Annotated in this window: 22 protein-coding genes; 8 read left to right on the forward strand and 14 right to left on the reverse strand. The window is 71.3% G+C overall.

What is annotated here, in order from left to right:
- The first annotated feature begins 144 nt into the window (after positions 1-144).
- Together H537_RS0101450 and H537_RS56215 are read left to right on the forward strand one after the other, a co-directional pair.
- Positions 145-1,986, forward strand: a complete 1,842-nt coding sequence (locus tag H537_RS0101450; RefSeq protein WP_028996498.1) for a methyl-accepting chemotaxis protein — start codon at positions 145-147, stop codon at positions 1,984-1,986.
- A gap of 320 nt (positions 1,987-2,306) precedes the next feature.
- Positions 2,307-3,878, forward strand: a complete 1,572-nt coding sequence (locus H537_RS56215; RefSeq protein WP_051241485.1) for a methyl-accepting chemotaxis protein — start codon at positions 2,307-2,309, stop codon at positions 3,876-3,878.
- A 328-nt stretch (positions 3,879-4,206) separates the two neighbouring features.
- Here the strand turns inward: H537_RS56215 and ccoG are convergent, their stop codons facing one another.
- From ccoG to H537_RS0101485, 6 genes are all read right to left on the reverse strand, one after another.
- The gene (gene ccoG / locus H537_RS0101460) at positions 4,207-5,628 is read right to left on the reverse strand and encodes a cytochrome c oxidase accessory protein CcoG (RefSeq protein WP_028996499.1); all 1,422 of its coding nucleotides are present in this window, start codon (positions 5,626-5,628) and stop codon (positions 4,207-4,209) included.
- 133 nt (positions 5,629-5,761) lie between these two features.
- Positions 5,762-6,262, reverse strand: a complete 501-nt coding sequence (locus H537_RS0101465; RefSeq protein ID WP_028996500.1) for an RrF2 family transcriptional regulator — start codon at positions 6,260-6,262, stop codon at positions 5,762-5,764.
- Position 6,263: 1 nt separating this feature from the next.
- Positions 6,264-7,472 (reverse strand): NnrS family protein, encoded by a 1,209-nt coding sequence (locus H537_RS0101470; protein ID WP_028996501.1) that lies wholly within the window; start codon positions 7,470-7,472, stop codon positions 6,264-6,266.
- Positions 7,469-8,557, reverse strand: coding sequence for a DUF8744 domain-containing protein (locus H537_RS0101475; protein ID WP_051241486.1), 1,089 nt, complete (start codon positions 8,555-8,557; stop codon positions 7,469-7,471). The genes H537_RS0101470 and H537_RS0101475 overlap by 4 nt, the downstream gene beginning before the upstream one ends.
- A 12-nt stretch (positions 8,558-8,569) precedes the next feature.
- Positions 8,570-8,929 (reverse strand): metal-sulfur cluster assembly factor, encoded by a 360-nt coding sequence (locus H537_RS0101480; protein WP_028996503.1) that lies wholly within the window; start codon positions 8,927-8,929, stop codon positions 8,570-8,572.
- Position 8,930: 1 nt separating this feature from the next.
- The gene (locus H537_RS0101485) at positions 8,931-9,200 is read right to left on the reverse strand and encodes a DUF2249 domain-containing protein (protein ID WP_028996504.1); all 270 of its coding nucleotides are present in this window, start codon (positions 9,198-9,200) and stop codon (positions 8,931-8,933) included.
- Positions 9,201-9,368: 168 nt separating this feature from the next.
- Here H537_RS0101485 and H537_RS0101490 point away from each other — a divergent pair, with 168 nt between their 5' ends.
- The 5 genes from H537_RS0101490 to H537_RS56415 all read left to right on the forward strand — a co-directional run bounded on the left by H537_RS0101490 (position 9,369) and on the right by H537_RS56415 (position 15,131).
- Positions 9,369-10,388, forward strand: coding sequence for a recombination-associated protein RdgC (locus H537_RS0101490; RefSeq protein ID WP_028996505.1), 1,020 nt, complete (start codon positions 9,369-9,371; stop codon positions 10,386-10,388).
- Positions 10,389-10,434: 46 nt separating this feature from the next.
- Complete coding sequence (locus H537_RS0101495) at positions 10,435-11,763, forward strand: erythromycin esterase family protein (RefSeq protein ID WP_028996506.1); 1,329 nt, start codon at positions 10,435-10,437, stop codon at positions 11,761-11,763.
- A 118-nt stretch (positions 11,764-11,881) separates the two neighbouring features.
- Positions 11,882-12,274, forward strand: a complete 393-nt coding sequence (locus H537_RS40405) for a TraR/DksA family transcriptional regulator (RefSeq protein ID WP_051241487.1) — start codon at positions 11,882-11,884, stop codon at positions 12,272-12,274.
- A gap of 236 nt (positions 12,275-12,510) precedes the next feature.
- Entirely contained in the window at positions 12,511-14,217 is a 1,707-nt protein-coding gene (locus H537_RS0101505; protein WP_028996507.1) for a cation:proton antiporter domain-containing protein, read from the forward strand.
- A 203-nt stretch (positions 14,218-14,420) separates the two neighbouring features.
- Positions 14,421-15,131, forward strand: a complete 711-nt coding sequence (locus H537_RS56415) for a choice-of-anchor E domain-containing protein (protein ID WP_084150260.1) — start codon at positions 14,421-14,423, stop codon at positions 15,129-15,131.
- 203 nt (positions 15,132-15,334) lie between these two features.
- Here H537_RS56415 and H537_RS0101515 read toward each other — a convergent pair whose 3' ends face one another.
- Positions 15,335-15,658 (reverse strand): ElaB/YgaM/YqjD family protein, encoded by a 324-nt coding sequence (locus H537_RS0101515; RefSeq protein WP_084150262.1) that lies wholly within the window; start codon positions 15,656-15,658, stop codon positions 15,335-15,337.
- 192 nt (positions 15,659-15,850) lie between these two features.
- Complete coding sequence (locus H537_RS0101520; protein WP_043457961.1) at positions 15,851-17,104, reverse strand: NAD(P)H-dependent flavin oxidoreductase; 1,254 nt, start codon at positions 17,102-17,104, stop codon at positions 15,851-15,853.
- Between the two features lie 176 nt (positions 17,105-17,280).
- On the opposite strand from H537_RS0101520, the gene H537_RS0101525 reads away from it, so the two are divergent.
- Positions 17,281-17,613 (forward strand): cupin domain-containing protein, encoded by a 333-nt coding sequence (locus H537_RS0101525; RefSeq protein ID WP_028996511.1) that lies wholly within the window; start codon positions 17,281-17,283, stop codon positions 17,611-17,613.
- Between the two features lie 48 nt (positions 17,614-17,661).
- Here the strand turns inward: H537_RS0101525 and H537_RS0101530 are convergent, their stop codons facing one another.
- The 6 genes from H537_RS0101530 to narH all read right to left on the reverse strand — a co-directional run bounded on the left by H537_RS0101530 (position 17,662) and on the right by narH (position 22,928).
- The gene (locus tag H537_RS0101530) at positions 17,662-18,108 is read right to left on the reverse strand and encodes a universal stress protein (protein ID WP_028996512.1); all 447 of its coding nucleotides are present in this window, start codon (positions 18,106-18,108) and stop codon (positions 17,662-17,664) included.
- A gap of 71 nt (positions 18,109-18,179) precedes the next feature.
- Positions 18,180-18,884: a carbonic anhydrase gene (locus H537_RS0101535; RefSeq protein WP_028996513.1), complete on the reverse strand. Its 705-nt coding sequence runs from the start codon at positions 18,882-18,884 to the stop codon at positions 18,180-18,182.
- Between the two features lie 48 nt (positions 18,885-18,932).
- Positions 18,933-19,820 (reverse strand): peptidylprolyl isomerase, encoded by an 888-nt coding sequence (locus H537_RS0101540; protein WP_084150264.1) that lies wholly within the window; start codon positions 19,818-19,820, stop codon positions 18,933-18,935.
- 50 nt (positions 19,821-19,870) lie between these two features.
- Entirely contained in the window at positions 19,871-20,680 is an 810-nt protein-coding gene (gene narI / locus H537_RS40410) for a respiratory nitrate reductase subunit gamma (protein WP_084150266.1), read from the reverse strand.
- Positions 20,677-21,378 carry a nitrate reductase molybdenum cofactor assembly chaperone gene (gene narJ / locus H537_RS0101550; protein WP_028996515.1) on the reverse strand — a complete coding sequence of 234 codons (702 nt, stop codon included), beginning with the start codon at positions 21,376-21,378 and terminating at the stop codon, positions 20,677-20,679. The genes narI and narJ overlap by 4 nt, the downstream gene beginning before the upstream one ends.
- A 17-nt stretch (positions 21,379-21,395) precedes the next feature.
- Positions 21,396-22,928, reverse strand: coding sequence for a nitrate reductase subunit beta (gene narH / locus H537_RS0101555; RefSeq protein WP_028996516.1), 1,533 nt, complete (start codon positions 22,926-22,928; stop codon positions 21,396-21,398).
- Positions 22,929-22,942 lie beyond the last annotated feature (14 nt).

Genomic DNA, 22,942 nt, shown 5'->3' on the forward strand with positions numbered 1-22,942 from the left:
CTGGCGCGGGCCCGCTTGGCGCCGGGCTGCACGTTGAGAACGTTTCAGGAGGATGAACATGCCGCAGACCACGTTGCCTGTCGCCAGCGGACCGCGCGCGACGCCCGCCCCGTCGCCGGCCCGCCGTGCCGTGGAGCAGCAGCCATGAACGCGCCCGCACACATGACGGTGGGGCGCCGGCTGCTGGTGGCTTTCGGCGCCGTGGTGCTGGTGCTGCTGGTCATGGCCAGCGTGTCGCTGTTCAGCGCCCGCAAGCTCGATGCGGCCGAGGAGGCCAACGTGCGCACCCAGCAGGCGATCAATGCCGCCGGCGACATGCTGGAGGACATGCTGGGCATGCAGGCGGGCGTGCGCGGCTTCCTGCTCAGCGGCGACGACCGCTTCCTCGCGCCCTGGGACGCCGGCCGCAAGCGCTTCGACGCGCACCTGGCCGAGGCGCTGCGCCTGGTCGAGGGCAACGAGGAACAGACCCAGCGGCTGCAAGGCATGAAGACGCGCTACGCCGACTTCGTGAGCACGGTGGAGCCGCTGATCGCCCAGCGCCGCGACATCGCCGCGGGCAAGGGCTACATCGCCGACCTCGTGGGCGAGTTCATGCAGGGCATGGACCAGGCCGCGATGGACGGCTTCCGCGCCTTCTTCGACGAGTTCGACAAGGCCCAGCTCGTGCTGCGCGACGAGAGCGTGGCCGTGGCGCAGCGCGCCGGCGCGGCCAACACCGTGGTGCTGATCATCGGCCCGCTGCTGGCCATCGGCCTGGCCGTCGCGCTGGGGCTGTGGATCACGCGCAGCATCACCCGGCAGCTGGGCGGCGAGCCCGCGCAGGCGGCGCAGGTGGCGCGCGACATCGCGCAGGGCGACCTCACCACCGCGCTGGACAACCACCGCGGCGACGAGGAGAGCCTGATGGCGGCCATGGCCGCCATGCGCGCCCAGCTTGTGCGCACCGTGGGCGAGGTGCGCCGCAACGCCGAGGGCGTGGCCACCGCCAGCGCGCAGATCGCGCAGGGCAACCAGGACCTGAGCCAGCGCACCGAGCAGCAGGCCTCCTCGCTGCAGGAAACCGCCGCCTCGATGGAAGAGCTCGGCGGCACCGTGCGCCACAACGCCGACAACGCGCAGCAGGCCAACCAGCTCGCGCAGGGCGCCTCGGACGTGGCCGTGCGCGGCGGCGAAGTGGTGGCCCAGGTCGTCACGACCATGAAGGGCATCGAGGAGAGCTCGCGCCGGATCGCCGACATCATCAACGTCATCGACGGCATCGCCTTCCAGACCAACATCCTGGCGCTCAACGCCGCGGTGGAAGCCGCCCGCGCCGGCGAGGCCGGCCGCGGCTTCGCGGTGGTGGCCGGCGAGGTGCGCAACCTGGCGCAGCGCAGCGCCGGGGCCGCGCGCGAGATCAAGCAGCTCATCACCGACAGCGTGCAGCGCGTGGACCAGGGTTCGGCGCTGGCCGACCAGGCCGGCCACACCATGCAGGAGGTGGTGACGGCCATCAAGCGCGTGACCGACCTCGTGGGCGAGATCAGCCACGCCAGCGTCGAGCAGAGCGAGGGCGTGGCGCAAGTGGCTGAAGCCGTGACCGGCATGGACCGCGCCACGCAGCAGAACGCCGCGCTGGTGGAGCAAAGCGCCGCCGCTGCGGAGAGCCTGCGCCAGCAGGCGCAGCGCCTGGTGCAGGCGGTGGCGGTGTTCCGCCTGGGTGCCGGCGAGTCGCTGTCCTTGGGCAGCCCGGCGGCGCTGGCCATGCCGGCCCTGTCGTCCCTGGGCACCTTCGATAGGGAGCCGGTTTCGGCGCCGGCCCCGCTGCCCACCCCCGCCCCGGCCCCCAGCTGGAACGGCGGCGAGCGCCGCGGCGCGCAGCGCGCACGCAACGTGGTGCGGCCGGACTTCCAGCGCTCCAGCGCCCCGCCCCAGCCCGCCACCCCCATCGCGACCACCCGCGGCGAGAGCCAGGACGACGGTGGGGAGTGGACCTCCTTCTGAGGCCCCTCCCGCCCGACCAGGCCGGGCCTCCTCCACCGAACCCCGTGCGCGCGAGCGCACGGGGTTTTTTCTTGGGCCGCCACGGGCCACGAGCCTGGTCAGGCCTGGACGCTTATCACAAGTCAAATCAAGAAGACAACCCCGAAAGTTAAGGATCGCGTAAATATTTGTGCATAGATTGATGCAATGCAGCAATGCACGGCCTGCTTCGAGGCCACCGGGTTCCTGCCGTCAACCGCACGGCCGGGAACCCGGAGACGGACTCGGCGGCGCCGGCCGTGCCTTGCCACCCCAAAGCCTTAACCAATCGGGTACATCCCATGAAACTCGCGAACTTCCGCATCGGGCAGCGTCTGGCCGCCGCGTTCGGTCTGGTCATGCTGATGGCGCTGGCCTCTGCCGGGCTGGGCATCTACCAGCTCTCGCAGATCCAGGCCAACCTCGACAAGATGGCCGAGGACAGCAACGTCAAGATCGCGCTGAGCCACAAGATGAACAACGCGATCCACGAGGTGCTGCGTTCCATGCGCAACCTCATGCTGCTGCAGGACCAGGCGGCAATCGAACAGGAAGGCCAGAAGATCGCGCAGTTCCGCGCCGAGTACGACAAGGCGCGTGCGGCGCTGGACCAGCTCCCCGCCGACGAGGCGTTCAAGGCGCACCTGGCGCGCATCGACGAGGCCCGGGGCGGCACCCGCTCGGTCAACAACAAGGTAGTGCAGCTCGGCCTGGCCGGCCAGCGCGAGGAAGCCGTGGACCTGCTCGTGAAGGAGTCGCAGCCGCTGACGCAGCGCTGGCAGGACCTGCTCACGCAAAGCATCCACGCCCAGGAATCGGCCAACGACCTGAGCAATGCCGAGGCGCGCGCGGCCTACGCTTCCGCCCGCAACCTGCTGGTGGGCAGCACCGCGCTGATGCTGGTGGTGTCGGCGGTGCTGGCCTGGCGCATCACGCGCTCCATCACCGTGCCGCTGCGCAACGCCTGCGAGGTGGCCCTGCGCGTGGCCGAGGGCGACCTGACCACGGGCGTGCGGCCCGAGGGGCATGACGAGGCCGCGCAGCTGCTGAGCGCGCTGGCCACCATGGAAGAGAAGCTGACCCACACGGTGGCGCACGTGCGCCGCAACGCCGAGGGCGTGGCCACCGCCAGCGCCCAGATCGCGCAAGGCAACCACGACCTGAGCCAGCGCACCGAGGAGCAGGCCTCCTCGCTGCAGCAGACCGCCGCCTCCATGGAGCAGCTCGGCGGCGCCGTGCGCCACAACACCGACAACGCGCTGCAGGCCAACCAGCTCGCGCAGGGTGCCTCGGACGTCGCCTCCCGCGGCGGCGAGGTGGTGGCCCAGGTCGTCACGACCATGAAGGGCATCGAGGAGAGCTCGCGCCGGATCGCCGACATCATCAACGTCATCGACAGCATCGCCTTCCAGACCAACATCCTGGCGCTCAACGCCGCAGTGGAAGCCGCGCGTGCCGGCGAGGCCGGCCGCGGCTTCGCGGTGGTGGCCAGCGAGGTGCGCAGCCTGGCGCAGCGCAGCGCCGGCGCGGCCAAGGAGATCAAGGACCTGATCACCGACAGCGTGGAGCGCGTGGGCCAGGGCTCGATGCTGGCCGACCAGGCCGGCGAGACCATGCACGAGGTGGTCACGGCCATCAAGCGCGTGACGGACCTGATGGGCGAGATCAGCGCCGCCAGCAGCGAGCAGAGCAAGGGCGTGGTGGAGATGGGCCAGGCCGTGGGCCAGATGGACCAGGTCACGCAGCAGAACGCCGCGCTGGTCGAGCAGAGCGCCGCGGCGGCGGACAGCCTCAAGAACCAGGCGCAGCGCCTGGTGGACGCGGTGGCGGTGTTCCGCCTGGCGCACGAGCCGCTGGTGCACGCGGCGGCGTGATGAAGGGGTGGCCCGGCGTCACGCCGGGCCGCGGCGCCGCCTGGGAAATGAACACCCCTTGCAGCCCGTCAGCCCAGACGCTTCGCACGCTGATTCGTCACTCCCGCGCAGGCCGGAGTCCAGGCGGCCCCCAGGCCGCCGCAAGCAAATCGGGTTGACGCCGGGGCTTGGATCCTGGTTCGCGGCACCCAGGCTTCGCGCTGACGTGGGGCCGCCTGGGTTCCCGCCTTCGCGGGAATGACGAAGCAGTCGGCGGCGCTGATCGGCTGACGGCCAACGTCCGCCAATCTTTCCCGGGGCAACATGGCCCCGGACTGCGGCGACCTCCTCAGCGCGGCACCACGAACGTCGTCTTCTCCCGCACCACCTGTTCCGAGCCGTCGGGCAGGCGACGCGCGACTTCCACGATCACCGGGCTGGAGCGCCCCTGCAGCGACTGCGCCGCCTCGGCCGGCAGCTGCAGCCGCAGCGGCAGCGAGCCGATCTGCGCCACCGGCACCTCCAGCGTGGACTCGCCCACCAGCTCCAGCCCCGGCAGGCCGGTGGCGCTGATGCGGAACTGCCCGACGCTCTCCGCGCCGTTCATGAGCTGCAGCCGGTACACGTTCTCCACGCGGCCGTCCTCGACCATGCGCGCCAGCGTGTTGCGGTCCTTGATCAGGTCCACGTGGAAGGGGTTGCGCAGCGCCAGCGTCGTGACGAAGGCGATGCCCACCGCGGCCAGCAGCGCGGCGTAGATCAGCACCCGCGGCCGCAGCACGCGCTTGACCATCTGCGCGCGCGTCAGGCCCTCGGACACGCCGCGCTCGGTGGAGTAGCGGATCAGGCCCTGGGCGTAGCCCATCTTGTCCATCACGCCGTTGCACACGTCGATGCACGCGGCGCAGCCGATGCACTCGGCCTGCAGCCCGTTGCGGATGTCGATGCCGGTCGGGCAGACCTGCACGCACAGCCCGCAGTCGATGCACGAGCCCAGGCCCAGCTGCGCCGGATCGGCCTTCTTCGAGCGCGAGCCGCGCGGGTCGCCGCGCTTGGCGTCGTAGGTGATGATCATCGAGTCGCGGTCGATGAGCGCGCTCTGGAAGCGGGCATAGGGGCACATGTAGCTGCACACCTGTTCGCGCATGAAGCCGGCGTTGCCCCAGGTGGCGAAGCCGTAGAACAGCACCCAGAACGCCTCCCAGCCCGTGAGGCTGAAGGCGGCCAGCTCACCCGAGAGCGTGCGGATCGGCGTGAAGTAGCCCACGAAGGTGAAGCCCGTGACCAGCGCGATCGCGACCCACGCCGCGTGCTTGCCGCCCTTGCGCAGGAGCTTGTTGGCGCTCCACGGCGCCTTGTCCAGCTTCATGCGCGCGATGCGGTCGCCCTCGGTCTTGCGCTCCACCCACATGAAGATCGAGGTGTAGACCGACTGCGGGCAGGCGTAGCCGCACCACAGCCGCCCGGCCACGGCGGTGAAGAAGAACAGGCCCAGCGCCGAGATCACCAGCAGCGCGGTGAGATAGATCAGGTCCTGCGGGTACAGCACCAGGCCGAACAGGAAGAAGCGGCGCTGTTCCAGGTCGAACAGCAGCGCCTGGCGGCCGTTCCACTGCAGCCACGGCGCGCCGTAGAAGAACAGCTGCGTCAGCCACACCATCACCCAGCGCCAGCGCGCGAACCAGCCGTCCACGGCCTTGGGATAGATCTTGGCCTGCTTCTGGAAGAGCGACGCGGGCTGGATGGGAATGACGGTAGGACTCTTGCTCACGGGAACTGCCTTCGGAGATGCGCGCGCAATGTATCTTTGGACGAATGCCGCAGCGCCGCGCGCGGCGTTGCGGCGGCGCCCTGCGTGACGGTTGCCGCGCCGTGCCGGCGCGGCCGTGGCGAAAGGGCGACGTCTAGCCTGCGGTGGCCGCGTGGACCGGACGCGGCAGCGGCAGCGCCACCACGCGCGGGGGCTGCGGCGCGCCGGGCATCACGTCGGCCAGGGTGTGGTCGTCCAGGTACTGCATGAAGCTCTGCAGCGCGCCGGCGATCACGCCGGAGAGCGCGCAGCAGCCGTCGAGCCGGCAGCCCGGATGCGCGGTGCCGTGCCTGGGGCAGGCGCTCGGCGCCGGGGCGTCGAAGCATTCGACCAGCGCGAAATCGGGCTCCATGGAGCGCACCACGGCGCCCAGGTGGATGTCCTGCGGCGCGCGGGCCAGCCGCATGCCGCCGCCCTTGCCGCGCACGGTCTCCAGCCAGCCACCCAGCGCCAGGCGGTGCGTGACCTTCATCAGGTGCGCCTCGGAGATGGCGTAGGCGCGAGCCACCTCGGCGATGGTGCACAGCCGCTGCGGGTGCTGCGCCACGTGCATGAGCAGCCGCAGCGCGTAGTCGGTCATGGCGGTGAGTCGCATGTCAGCCTGCCTTTCCGTCCAGGCGCGGCCGGCTCAGCGCCGGCCAGTAGCGCAGGGCGTAGAGCCCGAAGCCCCCTGCCCACAGCAGCGCGGAGCAGCCCAGCGCGTGCACGTAGCTCGCGGGCCACAGCAGCGGCAGGCCCACGCGCAGCACGCCCGCGGCCAGCACCAGCGCGTAGCAGGCGATGTCGAAGCGGTCGGCGCGCAGCGGGCGGCCGGTGTGGCCGCGCGCGGTGCGGGTCATCATGCCGATGGTCAGGCCGCCGATGGCGCCCACCGTCAGCGCGTGGGTGGCGAAGGTGCTGGGCAGCACTTCCAGCGCCGCGGCGGCGCGCAGCAGCAGGTGCAGCGGGATCCACAGGTAGGCCGCGTGCAGCACCCACACCAGCGGCGCCCGGCGCGTGCGCCAGGGCTGCCACAGCGCCAGCCGCGCGCCGTGCAGCAGCGCGGCCACGGCGGCGACCAGCGCCACCACCACGCCCGGCAGCGACAGCGCATCGGCCACCAGCAGCGCCAGCACCGCGCCCAGCGCGCCCTGCTCGACGCGCGGATGGCGCGTGGCCTGCACGCCCGGCACGCCGTTGTTGGTGAACATCGGGATCACGCGCCCACCCATGACGGCCATCATGAACAGCACCACGTCCAGCGCGATCTGGATGCCGGCCCAGCCCGGCAGCAGCCTGAAGCCCAGGCGCTCGGCATGCACCAGCGCCGCGCCCAGCGCCATCACCACCAGCAGCCCGGCGAAGAAGTAGTTGCGCTGGTTGTTGCCGCGCCTGAGGGCCTGGAACAGCGCCCAGGCCGCCAGCAGCGGGAAGGCCACGTTGGCCACCGCCGCGGCCCAGGCCCAGGGCGTGAGCACCAGCACGCGGGCCGCGACCCACAGCGCGGCCAGCGCCATGAGCGCGCCGCCGGTGGGCGTGTCCTGCCCCGCCCAGTTGCGCCCGGCCGTGAACAGGAAGCCCACCACCACCGCCAGCGTGAAGCCGAACACCATCTCGTGCGCGTGCCACAGCGGCCCGGGCAGGAGCTGCAGCGACAGCAGCCCCGTGGCCTGCAGCGTCCACAGCACGATGGACAGCGCCGCGAAGCCGCTGGCCAGCAGGTAGAAGGGCCTGAAGCCCAGGGCCCACAGCGCGGAGCCTTGCGGGCGCGGCGCGGACGCGGGAGCCCCACGCGGCGGCTCCTCCAGTTTCAGAAAGACAGTCATGAACGAGACCTTTCCATCGCGCGCCAGCGCAGCGCGGCGCGCACCATCACCAGCGCGAACAGCGCGATCGCCGCCGCGTTGAGCGCGGCACCGGTGCCGCGCCATGCCGGGTCCGCCAGCCGCAGCAGCAGCGAGGCGTGCAGCAGCCCCAGCGGGGCGTAGAAGGCGGCGTCGAAGCGCACCTTGATGCGCGCCACCGCGGGCAGGATCACCGGCGCGTGCCCCATCACCATGCAGAAGATGAAGCCCAGGCCCAGCGCGTGCAGCGCCGCGTCGCGGGTGGGATGACCCAGCGCGAAGCCGACCCAGCCCAAGCCCGCCACCGCCAGCCAGGCGTAGCCGCCGAGCAGGCACAGCGCCATGTAGCGCGTGAGGCCCCGTGCGCGCACCGTGTGGCGCGCGATGTCGAAGGCGGCGAACCACAGCGCCAGCGCCACCAGGGCCACGCCGAACAGCAGGCTCCACAGCGCGGCGCCGGCCAGCAGCGCGCACAGCACGCCCACCAGCAGCGGCTGCGCGGCGGCGCGGCGGCGCATCAGCCGCGTCATCTCCAGCCGCTCGGCAGCGATGGTGATGACGAGGAAGGCGAACCAGGACGCCAGCATCGCGTCGTCGTGCAGCCCCAGCGCCAGCCGCACGCAGCCCGTGAGCCAGGCCAGTGCCGACACCAGCAGCACGATGGTGTGCGGCGCGGCCTGCCGACGCACCAGCACCACGTTCACGGCGGTGAAGCCCAGCGTCGCGGCGGTGAACAGCAGCGCGCCGGCCTCCGGCCAGCCGTGCAGCAGCGCCGCCCCGCCGGCCACGCACAGCAGCGGCACGGCGAAGGCCGCGTGCCGGCCCAGCGCCACCGCGCGCTCCAGGCTCACGACGGCGCCGAAGAAGGCGCAGATCATCAGCGCCGCGTGCTGCGCCGCAGCCTGGCCGACCAGGCTGCTCTGCGCCACCGGCAGCCCGGCGCGCAGCAGCCCGCCGCTGATGCCCATCACCAGCAGCATGGCCAGCAACGGCATCAGCACCACGCGGCCCCAGCGCAGCGTGCGCGAGGGGCCGGCGGGACGGCGGGACACGGCGGCGGCGACCATGGCTCGATGTCCTTACCAGCGCATGAAGCGCCGCGCGCTCTGGCTCATGCGCTCGGCCGTCCAGGGCGGGTCGAAGGTGATCTCCACCTCCAGCGGCAGCGCCGCGGGCAGCACGCGGTCGAGCTCGTTCTGCACGTCCTCGACGATCACGTCCGTCACCGGGCAGGCGGCGGAGGTCATGGTCATGAGCACGTGCGCGCCCTCGCCGTCGACGCGCACGCGGTAGACCAGGCCCACGTCCACGATGGACAGCGCCACTTCCGGGTCCACCACGCGCCGCAGCGCCTCGGTGATGGGCGCGCGCAGCGCCTCGTCGCCTTCGAACTCGAAGCGCGGCGGCTCGGCCGCGGCGTCCTGTGCGGGCGTGCCCATGTCAGCTCCCGCAGCAGCCGCCGCAGCAGTGGTCGCGCCGCGCCAGCTTGGTCACGTGCACGCGGCAGGCCTCGGGGCCGCTTTCCACGACGGTCCAGGTGAACAGGTTGGGCGACTGGGCCTGGAGCTCGCGCTGCAGCAGCACGGGCTCGTGGTCGCTGAGCAGCTCCAGCGTGAGGTCCGCCGGCATGGCGTCGAAGTTGGCGAGCACGCGCGCATGGCGCTCGTGGGCGGGCAGGCGGCGCAGGTCGATGGACGCGATACGGGACATCAGGGCTTCCAGTCCTAAAGATGCACGGGAGATGCATCTCATGTTGCCCGGCGGCCGCTGCTGGGGTTTTGATGCAGCTCAAATGCGCCGGAGGGCCATTCGGCGCGGCGTGGACAATGCGCGCCTTTCGCCGGCAAGCGGCCGGCGCCCTCCCTTTCGTTGGAAGCCATGTTCAAGAACCTGCACCTGCTGCGCATCGCTCCCGGCTGGACCGCCGACGCGGCGCAGGCCGAAGAGCGCCTGGCGCGCGAGTCCTTCACGCCCTGCGGGGCCACGCAGCCCGAGAGCGCCGGCTGGGTGCCGCCGCGCGGCCAGCCGCATGCGCCGCTGGTGGAAGTGATCCAGGGCCAGTGGCTGCTGGCGCTGATGACCGAGAAGCGGATGCTGCCCGGCTCCGTGGTCAAGGAGCGCAGCGCCGAGATCGCCGCGCGGCTGGAGCAGGAGCGCGGCTACAAGCCCGGGCGGCGCGAGGCCAAGGAGATCAAGGAGCAGGCCACGCAGGAGCTGCTGCCGCTGGCCTTCACCAAGCGCAGCCGCATCCAGGTGTGGATCGACCCGGGCGCCGGGCTGCTGGCCATCGACGCCGGGGCCGCGGCGCAGGCCGACGCGGTGGTGAGCCTGCTGGTCAAGGCGCTGGACGGCTTCAACCTGCTGCCGCTGCAGACGCAGCAGTCGCCCGCGGGCTGCATGGCGGCGTGGCTGGCCGAGGGCGAGTCGCCCGGCGCCTTCTACCTGGACCGCGAGTGCGAGCTGAAGTCGGCCGATGAGATGCGCTCGGTGGTGCGCTACGCGCGCCACGCGCTGGACACGGACGAGGTCAAGCAGCACATCGCCGCAGGCAAGCGGCCGACGCGGCTGGCGCTGTCGTGGAACGAGCGCGTGGCCTTCACGCTGACCGAGGCGCTGACGCTCAAGAAGATCGAGATCCTGGACACCGCGCTGGAGGGCCGCGACGGCGTGGCCGAGGACGAGGCCTTCGACGCCGACGCCGCCATCGCCACCGGCGAGCTGCGCCGCCTCATTCCCGAACTGCTGGAGGCGCTGGGCGGCGAGCAGCCGGCCGGCGGCCAGGGCGCCGCGACCCCTGCGACGCCGGCAACACCGACGGCAGCGGCCCCCGCCGCACCCGCCACTCCGGCGCCCGCTGCCCCTGAAACGGCCGACAGCGCCGACGCCGCGCCCTGGTGACGCGGCGCTGAGCGTGCGCGGGCGCGGCGCTTGCCGCCCCGCGGGCATGAGACACGACCCTGCCCTGGACCCGGTGCGCCGCGCCGCGCGGCCGCTGGACGACCTCGACGACGTGGACGCCGTGGTGCAGGCCGCGGCCAACGCCAGGCTGGTGCTGCTGGGCGAGGCCACGCACGGCACGCGCGAGTTCTACGCGCTGCGCGCGGCCATCACGCGCCGGCTCATCGAGCACCATGGCTTCGACGGCATCGCGCTGGAGGCGGACTGGCCCGACGCCTTGCGCGTGCACCGCTACGTGCAGGGCGGGCTGCAGGACACCAACGCGCGCCAGGCGCTGGACGACTTCCAGCGCTTTCCGCGCTGGATGTGGCGCAACCGCGAGTTCCTGCGCCTGGTGCAGTGGCTGCGCGGCTACAACGACCTGCAGCCGCAGTACCGGCGCGCCGGCGTGTACGGGCTGGACCTCTACAGCCTGCACGGCTCGGTGCAGGCGGTGCTGGCCTACCTGCAGGAGCACGAGCCGGAGATGGCGGCCCGGGCGCGCGAGCGCTACGGCTGCTTCGACCACTTCCTGGAAGACCCGCAGCGCTACGGGCAGGCGGCGCACTTCGGGCTGAGCGAAGGCTGCCAGCGCCAGGTGCTGCAACAGTTGCAGGACATGATGGCCCGCTCCGCGCAGGCGCTCACGGGCGGCGGCGCGGAAGAGGAGCTGTTCCACGCCCAGCTCAACGCGCTGGTGGTGCGCAACGCCGAGCGCTACTACCGGATCATGTTCGAGGGCTCCACCGCCTCCTGGAACCAGCGCGACCGCCACATGCACCAGGTGCTGCAGCGGTTGCGCGAGCACCTCACGCGCACGCGCGGGCACCCGGCGCGGCTGGTGGTGTGGGCGCACAACTCGCACCTGGGCGACGCGCGCGCCACGGAGGTCGGCGGCTACGGGCAGCTCAACCTGGGCCAGCTGGTGCGCGAGGCCTCGGGCCCGGGCGAGAGCTTCATCCTGGGCTTCAGCACCGACCACGGCAGCGTGGCCGCGGCCTCGGACTGGGACGAGCCGGTGCAGTTCAAGCGCGTCACGCCGGCGCGGCACGACAGCTGGGAGGGCCTGCTGCACGACACCGGGCTGGACCTGTTCCTGCTGCCGCTGGGCGACGAGGAGCTGCAGCGGCTGCTGGCGCCGCCGCGGCTGGAGCGCGCCATCGGCGTGATCTACCGGCCCGAAACCGAGCGCGCGAGCCACTACTTTGAAGCCTCGCTGTCGCAGCAGTTCGACGCCGTGCTGCACGTGGACCGCAGCCACGCGCTGCACCCGCTGGACGGCGCCGCACCGCCGCAGGTGCTGGAGGAGCCGGAGACCTTCCCGAGCGGCCTGTGAGCCCTTTTCCCCGTTCGCCATGAGCCTGTCGAAGGGCTCACGGCGGGCGCAACCGCTTTGCGGCACACGGCTTGCCGCCTCGGGGACTCAGCAGAACAGCCCCAAGCAGGAGGTGACCATGTCCGCCCTGAGCCCCGAACAACTGCAGGCGTTGCAGGAGCAGCTGTCGCATCGCGAGTCCGAGCTGGGCGCCGAGCTGCGCGACTTCCAGGAACGGCGCGAGGAGCGTCCCAGCGCGCAAGGTCCGCTGGTGGACGACCAGGTGGCGCAGGGCGAGGAGCGCATCCGCACCGGCGTCGAGCACATCGAGATGGAGCGCGACCAGCTGGAGCTGCGCGACATCGACGACGCGCGCGCGCGCATTGCCGAGGGCAGCTACGGCGAGTGCGTGGACTGCGGCTGCGACATCCCCTATGAGCGGCTGCACGCGCAGCCCACCGCCGCGCGCTGCGTGGACTGCCAGGAGCGCTGGGAAAAGACGCACGAGACGGTGCCGCGGTACACGGCCTGAGAAGGCGGCAGGTGCCGCGCGCCGGGAGGCGCGCACAGGGTTCGTGCCGCGGCCGCTCACGGGATGGGCCCGTGGCGCTGGCGGCCGGCATTTTTCTTTGCCGGCGGGTGAACCCGGGCGCCCCCGTGCGCTCTACTTGGGCTGACGCCACTTCCCTGACCTGATCCGCGGGCCCGGCCGGACGGCGCGGTGCCCGTGCGGGCGCGTGCCGTCCGACCAGGTGCGCAGCCTTGCCCATGCACGCACCCGTCCCGCTCATCGCCACCCTGGCCGCCGCCTTCGCCCTGTCCCTGCTGCTCGGCTTCGTGGCCGTGAAGCTGAAGCTGCCCGCCCTGGTGGGCTACCTGGCGGCAGGCATCGTGCTGGGGCCGACCACGCCCGGCTACGTCGCCGACATCAAGCTGGCGTCGGAGCTGGCCGAGATCGGCGTGATGCTGCTGATGTTCGGCGTGGGGCTGCACTTCTCGCTCGACGACCTCATGGCCGTGCGCCGCATCGCCCTGCCCGGCGCGGGGCTGCAGATCGCCGTGGCCACCGCCATGGGCGCGGCCGTCGCATTGGCCTGGGGCTGGGAGCTGGGCGGCGCGCTGGTGTTCGGGCTGGCGCTGTCGGTGGCTTCCACCGTGGTGCTGCTCAAGGCGCTGGAGGCGCGCGGCCTGCTGGAGACCCACAACGGCCGCATCGCCGTGGGCTGGCTGGTGGTGGAAGACCTGGTGATGGTGCTGGTGCTGGTGCTGCTGCCCGCGCTGGCGCCGCTGCTGGGCGGCGCCGAAGCGGATGCGGCCCATGGCGGCAGCGGCGAGCCGCTGTGGCTGTCGCTGGCGCGCACGCTGCTGGCCGTGGGCGCCTTCGTGGCGCTGATGCTGCTGGTGGGGCGGCGCTTCTTCCCGTGGCTGATGTGGCAGGTGGCGCGCACGGGCTCGCGCGAGCTCTTCACCCTGGGCGTGATCGCCGCGGCCGTGAGCATCGCCTTCGGCGCGGCCGAGCTCTTCGGCGTGAGCTTCGCGCTGGGCGCCTTCTTCGCCGGCATGGTGCTGCGCGAGTCCGCGCTGAGCCACCGCGCCGCCCACGAGAGCCTGCCGCTGCGCGACGCCTTCGCGGTGCTGTTCTTCGTCTCGGTGGGCATGCTGTTCGACCCGGCGGTGGTGCTGGAGCAGCCGCTGGCGGTGCTGGCGGTGGTGGCCATCATCGTGCTGGGCAAGTCGCTGGCGGCGGCGGTGCTGGTGCTGCTGCTGCGCTACCCGCTGGGCACGGCGCTCACCGTCTCGGCCAGCCTGGCGCAGATCGGCGAGTTCTCCTTCATCCTGGCCGGGCTGGGCATGCAGCTGCAGCTGCTGCCGGCCGAGGGGCAGAGCCTGATCCTGTCCGGCGCGCTGATCTCCATCGCGCTCAACCCGCTGGTGTTCTCGGCCATCGAGCCGGTGCTGCGCTGGCTGCGCCGCCGCCCGGGGCTGCTGCAGCGGCTGGAGCGGCGCGACGACCCGCTGGCGGAGCTGCCGATGGACACCGCCCACCACTACCTGGAAAAGCAGGTGGTGCTGGTGGGCCACGGGCGCACCGGGGCGCACATCGCACAGGCGCTGCACGAGGCGGGCGTGCCCTGCGTGGTGGCCGACAGCAACCGCGAGATCGTGGAGCGGCTGCGCGCGGCCGGGACGCCCGCCGTGTGCGGCGACGCCGCCGAGGAAGGCACGCTGATCCAGGCCCACGTCGCCCGCGCGCGCATGCTCGTCATCGCCGTGCCCGCGGCGGTGGACGTGCTGCCCATGGTCGAGATCGCGCGGCTGCTGAACCCGGACATCGAGGTGGTGCTGCGCGGCCACGACGAGGACGAGGCCGGCTTCATGCAGCGCGCGCAGGCCGGCGCCGTGTTCACCGCCGAGGACGCCCTCGCCCGCGTGATGAGTGCACATGTGCTGCAGCGGTTGGCCCAGGCGCACTGAAAAACGAGCCGTCGGCGCCACGTGAAACAGTTCTTAAGCCGGCTACGGCAAGTGTCGATATTCCTTACACCTGGCGGGAAGTGACGCCCCGATGGCTTTGCAAGTGGTTGTTACGTAAGGAAAAGTCAAGCGTGGCATATCCCTTGCATAAAGGAGTCAGGCGCGATGCGCACAGCTCAAGACCACCAATTCGAGGGTACGACATGAAGAAACTTTCCGCCTTGATCCTTGGCGCCGCGCTGAGCGCAGCGGCCCAAGCCGGCACCGTCAGCTACAGCTTCAACACGGCCAACGTGCTGACGGACTTCGGCATCAACGAGATGCGCGACACGGGCGTCGCGCCCCTGACCGGCAGCCTGAACTACTTCAACCGCTCGCTGGGCACGCTGACCGGCGTCACGCTGGAGCTGACGGGCACGACCCTGACGGACCTGGACCTGGTCAACACGGGCGGCTCCAAGTCCAAGGGTGACGTTTCCGGCAAGGTGCAGCTGTATTTCACCAGCAGCATGCTGGGCCTCAACAGCCTGCTCGGCGGCGCCAATTCGGCAGACGTCATCGTGCGTACCACGACGCAGAACTTCTCGCTGAACTCCGGCGCCCACACGTCCTTCCATAACCTGAGCAGCACCGGCGCCGAGTCCATTGACGTGGACTCGATCATGAGCCAGTTCAGCAAGGTGGGCGGCGGCCAGTTCAACATCAGCTGCTCCTCGCTGGCCGGCACGACGCTGTCCTACAACGGCGGCAATGCCCAGGCCTCGCAAACCACCACCGCGGGCTGCGGCGCCATCGTCACGTACGAATACACCGCCGCTCCCCCCACCCCGACCCCCGAGCCCGCCTCGCTGGCGCTGGTCGGCCTGGGCATGATTGGCGTGGCCGCTTCGCGTCGCAAGTCGCGCAAGGCCTGAAGCCTGAGATTGCCTTGAGCGCCGGCCCCGTGGGGCCGGCCTGGCAGCCAAGCCGGGGTTCCAGCCCCGGCTTTTCTTTTGGACGCCGCGTGCCGCAGGCCCACCGTTGAGCCTGCAACGGCACCGCGCACGCAAGAAAAAACCCGCCTCTCGGCGGGTTGGTTGCGTGCAGGCCGGGCGGCGGCGGCCCGGCCGTGCCGGGCTCAGCGCCGGCCGATGAGCATGCCCACCAGGAAGCCGACGCCGGCGGCCACGGCGATGGAACGCCAGGGCTTGTCGTGCACGTAGTCGTCGGCGGCCTGGCCCGCGGCACGCGTCTTGTTGACGGCGTTGGCCTGCAGGTCGCGCAGGTCGTGGCGCGCCTCGCGCAGCCGCTCGCGCAGCTGGGCGGCGCTGGCGCTGGCGCTGGCAGCGCTGGAGCGCATGAGCGCCTCGGCATCGGCCACGATGGCCTTCAGATCGCTCTTGAGCTGGTCCATGCCAGGATTGTTGGCGGTGGCGGCGTCCGGGGTGCTCATGTCGTTCATCTTGCGGTCCTCCGTGTGTAAAAGGGCTGGGATCGGGCTTCCACCTTAGCCCCAGCGCACCCGCACCGGCAAGCGCCGTGCGCAAGCCTCAGGCCGTGGGGAAACCCGCAGGGCCACGGTGCGCAGCCCTGCTGATCCAGATCATGCCCGCGCGCCGGAGTTCCCCGACGCCTGCAGCGCGTCGTGGCCGGATCAGGCCGGCACGGCGGCGATGTCCTGCGCCAGCGCGGCCACCGGCGTGCCGCCCGCAGGCGTGAGCAGCCGGTCCATGAGCTCGCGCACGCTGCGGATCTGGCTGCCGAAGGGCAGCGCGCCCTTGCCGCGGAAGAACAGCCCCTTCTTGACCTCGCCGCGCAGCGCCGCGGCCAGCTGGTGGTCGATGCAGAACTGGCCCCAGCCCGGCAGCCCGTCGCGCAGCCCGCACTGCGCCAGGCAGTCGAAGACCTTGGTGCAGCGCGACTTGGCGTGCGCCTTCTCCTGCAGCCGGGGCTCGGCCTTGAGGTAGGACTGCAGCCACTGCGTCTTCACGCCGCGCGCGGGCAGGCCCGCCACGCTGGTGAACTCGACCATGTCCTCGTCGCGCGCCTCGGCCAGCACGCGCTTGAACTCCGGGTGCGCGTCGCATTCCTGCGTGACGGCGAAGGGCGTGCCCAGCTGCACGCCCGCGGCGCCCAGCGCCTGCAGCCGCGCGATGTCCTCGTAGCTGCGCACGCCGCCGGCGGCAATGATGGGGATCTCGCGCTCGATGCCGGCCTTCTTGAGGAACTCCAGCACCGCGGGGATGACGTTCTCGAAGTCGAAGCGCGGGTCGTCGAGGTCCTGCACCTTGGCCGCGCCCAGGTGGCCGCCGGCCAGGCGCGGGTGCTCGATGACGATGGCATCGGGCAGCCGCTTCTTGCGCTCCCACTTCTTGACGATGAGCTGCACGCCGCGCGCATCCGACAGGATGGGCACCAGCAGCGCCTGCGGGTGGTCCTGCGCCAGGTCGGGCAGGTCCAGCGGCAGCCCCGCGCCCACCACCACGGCGTCGATGCCGCACTCCAGCGCCTTCTTCACGCTGGCGGCGTACTCCGCCACCGCGCGCATGATGTTGATGGCCAGCAGCCCGCGGCCCTGCGAGAGCTCGCGCGCGGCCTTGATCTCGCGCCCCAGCGCCTCCAGGTTGGCGGCGTCGATGAGCGCCTTGCCCTCGGCCTCGTGGCCCGCGTGGGCAGCCGCACCCTCGGTGCGCGCCATCAGGTCCGGATGGTGGCGGCGCAGGTCCACCGAGCTGATCGTGCCCACGCCGCCCAGGGCGGCCACGCTGCCCGCGAGGCGGTGTGCCGACACGCCCACGCCCATGCCGCCCTGCACGATGGGCAGCAGCGAGCGCCCGCCCAGCCGCAGCGGCTGCAGGCGGCTTTGCTCCAGAACGGGCACGAGGACGGGGTCGATGTGGGAATTCATGGGCACGACAGATTTCGGACAGGTTAGGGACGATACGCAGCCCGGCAGCGGCGAGTCTTGATCCTTGTCATGCCGCGCCGCGATGGGGTGCGCGATTCGCGCGATGCCCCCGCTGCCACTGGTGGGCTTGGACGCCGCGGCTTGCGGGCCCGCGCCACGCTGGCGATGCTGCGCCCATGGCCCTCGAACACGCATCCCCGCTGCAGCCCATCCGGCTGCATCCCGACGGCACCCTGCCGCCCGACGCCGTGAGCGTCAGCTTGATCAAGAGCGCCGAGCTGCAGTTGCTGCGCGTGGTGCTTCGCGCCGGCAGCGTGCTGCCGGCGCACTGGGTGGCGGGCGAGTGCACCATCCAGTGCCTCACCGGCAGTGCCCAGCTCATTGCCGGCGCGCAGCAGCTCGACCTCGAAGCCGGCGACGTGGTGCTGGTGCCCAGGCAGCAGCCGCACGAGCTGCGCTCGCCGCACGAGGACAGCGCGCTGCTGGTGACGATCCGGCTGGGGACGTGAGCCGGCACACCTGAAGACCGGGCCGCGCCGGGCGGCCCGCAAGGCACCTCAGTGCAGCACCAGCACCGGCAGCTTGCTGCGCGACATCACGCTCTTGGTGTGCGAGCCGAACAGCAGCTCGCCGAAGGCGCCGCGGCCATGGGTGACCATGACGATCATGTCGCAGCCCTGCTCCTGCGCCGCCTCGACGATGGCGGCATCGACGTTGTTGTTGCGCGTGTAGTGGCCCTGGAAAGCCACGCCGGCCTCGCGCGCACGGATCTCGAAGCGCTCCAGCAGCTTGCGCGCATGCTCCTGCGTCATCTCGTCATGGGCGCTGGCGGCGCGCTGGTAACGGTCGGGATGGGTGCCGATGGACGTCGGCAGCGCCACCGCGGGCTCGGCCACGAAACCCGCGATCTCCGCACCCAGCTGCCGCGCCAGGCGAATGCTTTCGTCGATGGCCCGGCCCGAGAGCTCGCTGCCATCCACGGGCACCAGCAGGCGTTGGTACATGGTTTCCTCCTTCGTTAACCAGTTCGTTCACTTTAGGCCGCGCCACGGCGCGGGATTTGAGCAGGCTCAATTCAGCCGCCATGCGGCGGCCACCGGCCGCCGATCTCGTTGAACAATTCGTGCGCGTCGGCCGGCTCGTCCTTGAAGGGGCCGGTGCCGCTGTGCTCGGCACGGGACGCGGGCACGAAGCCACCGCGCCGCACGTCGAAGACGTGGATCTCGCCGTCCTCGATCACGTAGTGCCAGCCGTGCAGCGTGAGCTGCCGCCCTTCGACGCGGCGGCGCACCATGGGGTAGTTCATCAGCCGCTCCAGCTGCAGCACCACGGCGCGCTGCTCGGTGCGGCGCAGCGCCTCGGGGCCGGGCACCACGGGCAGCGCGGCCTCGCGCGCCAGGTCCAGCCAGACGTTGAGGTTCTTCGCTTCCGGCGAGACCTCGCCATACAGCGCCTTCATCGCGCCGCAGTGGCTGTGGCCGCACACCACGACGCGCTTGACTTCGAGCTGCAGCACCGCGAACTCGATGGCCGCCGCTGTGCCGTGGTAGCCGGCGGAACCGTCATAGGGCGGCACCAGCGCGCCCACGTTGCGCACCAGGAACAGCTCGCCCGGACCGGCGCCCGTCAGCAGGTAGGGCACCACGCGCGAGTCGGAGCAGCCGATGAAGAGCGTGGTCGGCTGCTGCCCGTGGTCCACCAGCTCCCGAAAGCGCTGCTCGTATTGCGGGAAGGCGTCGTCATGGAAGCGGCGCAGCCGCTGCAGCAGGTCGTCGGGCATGGAAATCCAGCGCAAGGCCCGCGCCATGGCGGCGCGGGACCGCAAGCGTCACTGCACCAGCGGCGTGTCCGCCACCTCGAAGGCCACGTGTTCGAGCTCGGCCGCACCGCCCAGCACGCGCAGGTACTGCCGCAGCGCCGTGATCCAGGCCTGCTGCTGCAGCGACTGCGACACCGCCACGCGCACCTGCTCGAAGGGCTGCGGCTCGCCGCCCTCGCGCTCCAGCACCTCCACCACGTGCAGCCCGTGGCGGCTGTGCACCAGGCGCGGCAGCACGCCGACCTCAGGATGGCCGAAGATTTCCTTGCCGAACTCCGGCGCCACGTCCTGCGCCATCGCCCAGCCCAGCTCGCCGCCCTGGGCACCGCTGGGGCAGTTGGACAGCTCGGCCGCGGCGCGGCCGAAGGCGCCGTCGCCGGCATCGGCACAGCGCAGCTCCAGCAGCAGCACCTCGGCGCGCTTGCGCAGCGCGTTGAGGTCCACCCCCGGCGTGACGGCGAACAGCACGTGGCGCAGGCGCACCCGCTCCGTGGCGCCGAATCGCGCCGGATGCGCGGCGTGGTGGCGGCGCAGCGCCGCCTCGTCCGGCTCGGGCAGCCGCAGCTCCAGGGCCAGCAGCTCGTCGATGGCCTGCGAGGCCGCGGCGCTGGTGCTGCCGTCGAGCTGCGGCACGTCGTCCGCATCCAGCCGCCCGGCGCTGATCGCGGCCTGGCGCAGCAGCTCGATGCACGCGCGCTGGCGCAGCTCCGTCTCGTCCGGGCGCCGCCCCTGCGCGTGCAGCGCCACGCCGTTGACGCGCGCCACGGGCTCGTTGGGGTCCACCGTGGGCGCGGCCATCGCCGGGAAGTCGCCGTGCTGGTGGTGATGGGCCTGGGCCTGGGCCTTCTTCTGGCCGCCGCAACCGCAGCCGCCGTGGCCGCCTCCGCATCCGCTCATGATCGATTCCTGTCTCAAGTCTGTTGCGTGAGCACCGGGCTGGCGCCGCTTCAGTGCGCCCCGTGCGACGGCTTCACCGTCCCGGCCGTGCCCGTGCCCGTGCCGTGCACCTGCACCGCCGGGCGGCCCACGGTGTTCTCCAGCGTGCGACGCGGCGCCAGGTGGCCCGCGGGCAGGTTCAGCCGGCGGCTGCGCACCACCTGGTACGGGCGCAGCACGTAGGCCACCGAGGCCAGGCCGCTCCACACGTGCACCAGCCGCGTGAAGGGAAAGACCAGGAACAGCGTCATGCCCAGGACCATGTGGAGCTTGAACACCCAGCCCACCTGCGCCAGCTCGGCGCCGTCAACGCGGAAAGTCACCACGCGCTGTGCCCAGTCGGCCAGCACCAGCATCACGCTGCCGTCCATGTGCTGCGCGGAGAACGGGATGCTCGCCAGCCCCAGCGCCAGCTGCACCCACAGCAGGCCCAGCAGCATGATGTCGCTGGGCTTGGAGGTGGCGCGGATGCGCGGGTCCGACAGCCGGCGGTTGAGCAGGATGTTCACGCCCGTGAAGGCCATCAGCCCGGCCACGCCGCCGCTGGCCATGGCGATGAGCTGCTTGGCGCCCGTGCCCAGGAAGGGCTCGTACAGCGCGTGCGGCGTGAGCATGCCCACCGTGTGGCCGAACATCAGGAACAGCACGCCGCCGTGGAACAGGTTGCTGCCCACGCGCAGGCTGCCGCTGCGCAGCAGCTGCGAGCTGTCGCTCTTCCACGTGTACTGGTCGCGGTCGAAGCGGATCAGGCTGCCGACGAGGAAGACGGCCAGGCAGATGTAGGGATAAAGGCCGAAGAAGAAGTGGTCCAGGGCTTTCATGCTCGCGCTCCTTGGTTGGAAGCCGCGTGGGCGTTGTTCTTGCGCACGATGTGGATGGGTTGCGGCTGGCCGGGTGCGGCCTGCCCGCGGGTGCTGCAGCCGTCGAAGGCGGGCGGCTCGGCCCAGGCTTCGTCCAGGGGCTCGTCGGCCTCCACCTTCACGGCCTGCGGCTTTTCGCCGGCCAGCTCCAGCACCGCGGCGATGACGCAGGCGTACGGGCTACCGCGCTTGAGCAGCGCGCTGAAGATGGCGTTGAGGATGTGCGCCATCTCGCCCAGGAACTCGCGGCCCACCGCGGGCGGCTGCGTGGAGATGAACTCCAGCACCACCGGCAGGTAGTCCGGCAGTTCCTCGTCGCCCAGGTGCAGCCCAGCCTGCGCGTAGGTGTCGATCAGGTCGATCATGGCCGGGCCGCGCTCGCGCGAGTCGCCGTGCACATGCTCGAACAGGTGCAGCGAGGTGGCGCGGCCGCGGTCGAAGGTCTCGACGAACTGCGCCTCGACCTCGAACGGGTCGGCCACGCCGAGCACCTTCATCATCTGGCGCAGCTCGGTGCGGCGCGCGGCGGGCAGCGCCGCCTCGTCGTCCAGTGCCTGCGCCAGCTCGGGCAGCGCCGCGCGCAGTTCGGCGCCCGGATAGCCCAGCAGCGCCGCCAGCACGCGGGCCGTGAGCCGGTGGTTCTTCACCTTGTTGAACATCACGTGCTCCTTGCCTCTCAGACGCTGGCCTGGATGGGAATCGTCCGGCGCTTCTTGGCGCCGAACAGGCTGGTCTCGCCCGCGCCGTCGGAGCAGCCGTTGCCGAAGCTGAAGCCGCAGCCGCCGCGCACGTCGAAGGCGTTCTCGGCGTACTCGCGGTGCGTGGTCGGGATGACGAAGCGGTCCTCGTAGTTGGCGATGGCCATGGTCTGGTACATCGCCTCGACCTCGGCCTGGTTCAGCCCCACCTGCGCCAGCGCGGCCAGGTTCTCGCGCCCTTCCACGTGCTTGTCGCGCTGGTAGGCGCGCATGGCCAGCATGCGCTCCAGCGCGCGCACCACGGGCTTCTCGTCGCCGGCGGTCAGCAGGTTGGCGAGGTACTGCACGGGGATGCGCATCTGCTGCACGTCCGGGATCTCGCCGTTGACGCCCAGGTGCCCGGCCTGCGCGGCCGAGGTGATGGGCGACAGCGGCGGCACGTACCAGACCATGGGCAGCGTGCGGTACTCGGGGTGCAGCGGCAGCGCCACCTTCCACTCCACCGCCATCTTGTAGACGGGGCTGCGGCGCGCGGATTCCAGCCACGCCTCGGGGATGCCGTCGGCGCGCGCCTGCTCGATCACCAGCGGGTCGTTCGGGTCCAGGAAGATGTCGAGCTGCGCCTGGTAGAGGTCCTTGTCGCGCTCCACGCTGGCGGCGGCCTCGATGCGGTCCGCGTCATAGAGCAGCACGCCCAGGTAGCGGATGCGGCCCACGCAGGTCTCGGAGCACACGGTGGGCTGGCCGGCCTCGATGCGCGGGTAGCAGAAGATGCACTTCTCCGCCTTGCCCGTCTCCCAGTTGTAGTAGATCTTCTTGTACGGGCAGCCCGAGACGCACATGCGCCAGCCGCGGCACTTGTCCTGGTCGATGAGAACGATACCGTCCTCCTCGCGCTTGTAGATCGAGCCCGAGGGGCAGGAGGCCACGCACGCCGGATTGAGACAGTGCTCGCACAGGCGCGGCAGGTACATCATGAAGGTGTTCTCGAACTGGCCGACGATCTCCTTCTGCGCCGCCTCGAACGTGGCGAGGTTCGCGTCCTTGCTGCGCTTGGAGAACTCGCCGCCCAGGATCTCCTCCCAGTTCGGGCCCCACTCGATCTTCTGCATGCGCTGGCCCGTGATCAGGCTGCGCGGGCGCGCGGTGGGCGCGGCCTTGCTCTCCGGCGCCGACTGCAGGTGGTCGTAGTCGAAGGTGAAGGGCTCGTAGTAGTCGTCGATCTGCGGCAGGTTCGGGTTGGCGAAGATGCGCATGAGCAGCTTCCACTTGCCGCCCTGGCGCGGCTCGATCGAGCCGTCGGCATTGCGAATCCAGCCGCCGTTCCACTTGTCTTGGTTCTCCCACTCCTTGGGGTAGCCGATACCGGGCTTGGTCTCGACGTTGTTGAACCAGGCGTATTCCAGGCCCTTGCGGTTGGTCCAGACGTTCTTGCAGGTGACGCTACAGGTGTGGCAGCCGATGCACTTGTCCAGGTTCAGCACCATGCCGATCTGTGCACGTACTTTCATGTCGGTACTCCGTG

The sequence above is a fragment of the Azohydromonas australica DSM 1124 genome, assembly GCF_000430725.1.
GTDB classification, from domain to species: domain Bacteria; phylum Pseudomonadota; class Gammaproteobacteria; order Burkholderiales; family Burkholderiaceae_C; genus Azohydromonas; species Azohydromonas australica.

What these genes read in the sequence shown, in the direction of transcription:
- H537_RS0101450 (WP_028996498.1), top strand. Translation starts at nt 145, where the DNA reads ATGAACGCGCCCGCACACATGACGGTGGGGCGCCGGCTGCTGGTGGCT.
- H537_RS56215 (WP_051241485.1), top strand. Translation starts at nt 2,307, where the DNA reads ATGAAACTCGCGAACTTCCGCATCGGGCAGCGTCTGGCCGCCGCGTTC.
- H537_RS0101465 (WP_028996500.1), bottom strand. Translation starts at nt 6,262, where the DNA reads ATGCGACTCACCGCCATGACCGACTACGCGCTGCGGCTGCTCATGCAC.
- H537_RS0101470 (WP_028996501.1), bottom strand. Translation starts at nt 7,472, where the DNA reads ATGACTGTCTTTCTGAAACTGGAGGAGCCGCCGCGTGGGGCTCCCGCG.
- H537_RS0101475 (WP_051241486.1), bottom strand. Translation starts at nt 8,557, where the DNA reads ATGGTCGCCGCCGCCGTGTCCCGCCGTCCCGCCGGCCCCTCGCGCACG.
- H537_RS0101480 (WP_028996503.1), bottom strand. Translation starts at nt 8,929, where the DNA reads ATGGGCACGCCCGCACAGGACGCCGCGGCCGAGCCGCCGCGCTTCGAG.
- H537_RS0101485 (WP_028996504.1), bottom strand. Translation starts at nt 9,200, where the DNA reads ATGTCCCGTATCGCGTCCATCGACCTGCGCCGCCTGCCCGCCCACGAG.
- H537_RS0101490 (WP_028996505.1), top strand. Translation starts at nt 9,369, where the DNA reads ATGTTCAAGAACCTGCACCTGCTGCGCATCGCTCCCGGCTGGACCGCC.
- H537_RS0101495 (WP_028996506.1), top strand. Translation starts at nt 10,435, where the DNA reads ATGAGACACGACCCTGCCCTGGACCCGGTGCGCCGCGCCGCGCGGCCG.
- H537_RS40405 (WP_051241487.1), top strand. Translation starts at nt 11,882, where the DNA reads ATGTCCGCCCTGAGCCCCGAACAACTGCAGGCGTTGCAGGAGCAGCTG.
- H537_RS0101505 (WP_028996507.1), top strand. Translation starts at nt 12,511, where the DNA reads ATGCACGCACCCGTCCCGCTCATCGCCACCCTGGCCGCCGCCTTCGCC.
- H537_RS56415 (WP_084150260.1), top strand. Translation starts at nt 14,421, where the DNA reads ATGAAGAAACTTTCCGCCTTGATCCTTGGCGCCGCGCTGAGCGCAGCG.
- H537_RS0101515 (WP_084150262.1), bottom strand. Translation starts at nt 15,658, where the DNA reads ATGAACGACATGAGCACCCCGGACGCCGCCACCGCCAACAATCCTGGC.
- H537_RS0101520 (WP_043457961.1), bottom strand. Translation starts at nt 17,104, where the DNA reads ATGAATTCCCACATCGACCCCGTCCTCGTGCCCGTTCTGGAGCAAAGC.
- H537_RS0101525 (WP_028996511.1), top strand. Translation starts at nt 17,281, where the DNA reads ATGGCCCTCGAACACGCATCCCCGCTGCAGCCCATCCGGCTGCATCCC.
- H537_RS0101530 (WP_028996512.1), bottom strand. Translation starts at nt 18,108, where the DNA reads ATGTACCAACGCCTGCTGGTGCCCGTGGATGGCAGCGAGCTCTCGGGC.
- H537_RS0101535 (WP_028996513.1), bottom strand. Translation starts at nt 18,884, where the DNA reads ATGCCCGACGACCTGCTGCAGCGGCTGCGCCGCTTCCATGACGACGCC.
- H537_RS0101540 (WP_084150264.1), bottom strand. Translation starts at nt 19,820, where the DNA reads ATGAGCGGATGCGGAGGCGGCCACGGCGGCTGCGGTTGCGGCGGCCAG.
- narI (WP_084150266.1), bottom strand. Translation starts at nt 20,680, where the DNA reads ATGAAAGCCCTGGACCACTTCTTCTTCGGCCTTTATCCCTACATCTGC.
- narJ (WP_028996515.1), bottom strand. Translation starts at nt 21,378, where the DNA reads ATGTTCAACAAGGTGAAGAACCACCGGCTCACGGCCCGCGTGCTGGCG.
- narH (WP_028996516.1), bottom strand. Translation starts at nt 22,928, where the DNA reads ATGAAAGTACGTGCACAGATCGGCATGGTGCTGAACCTGGACAAGTGC.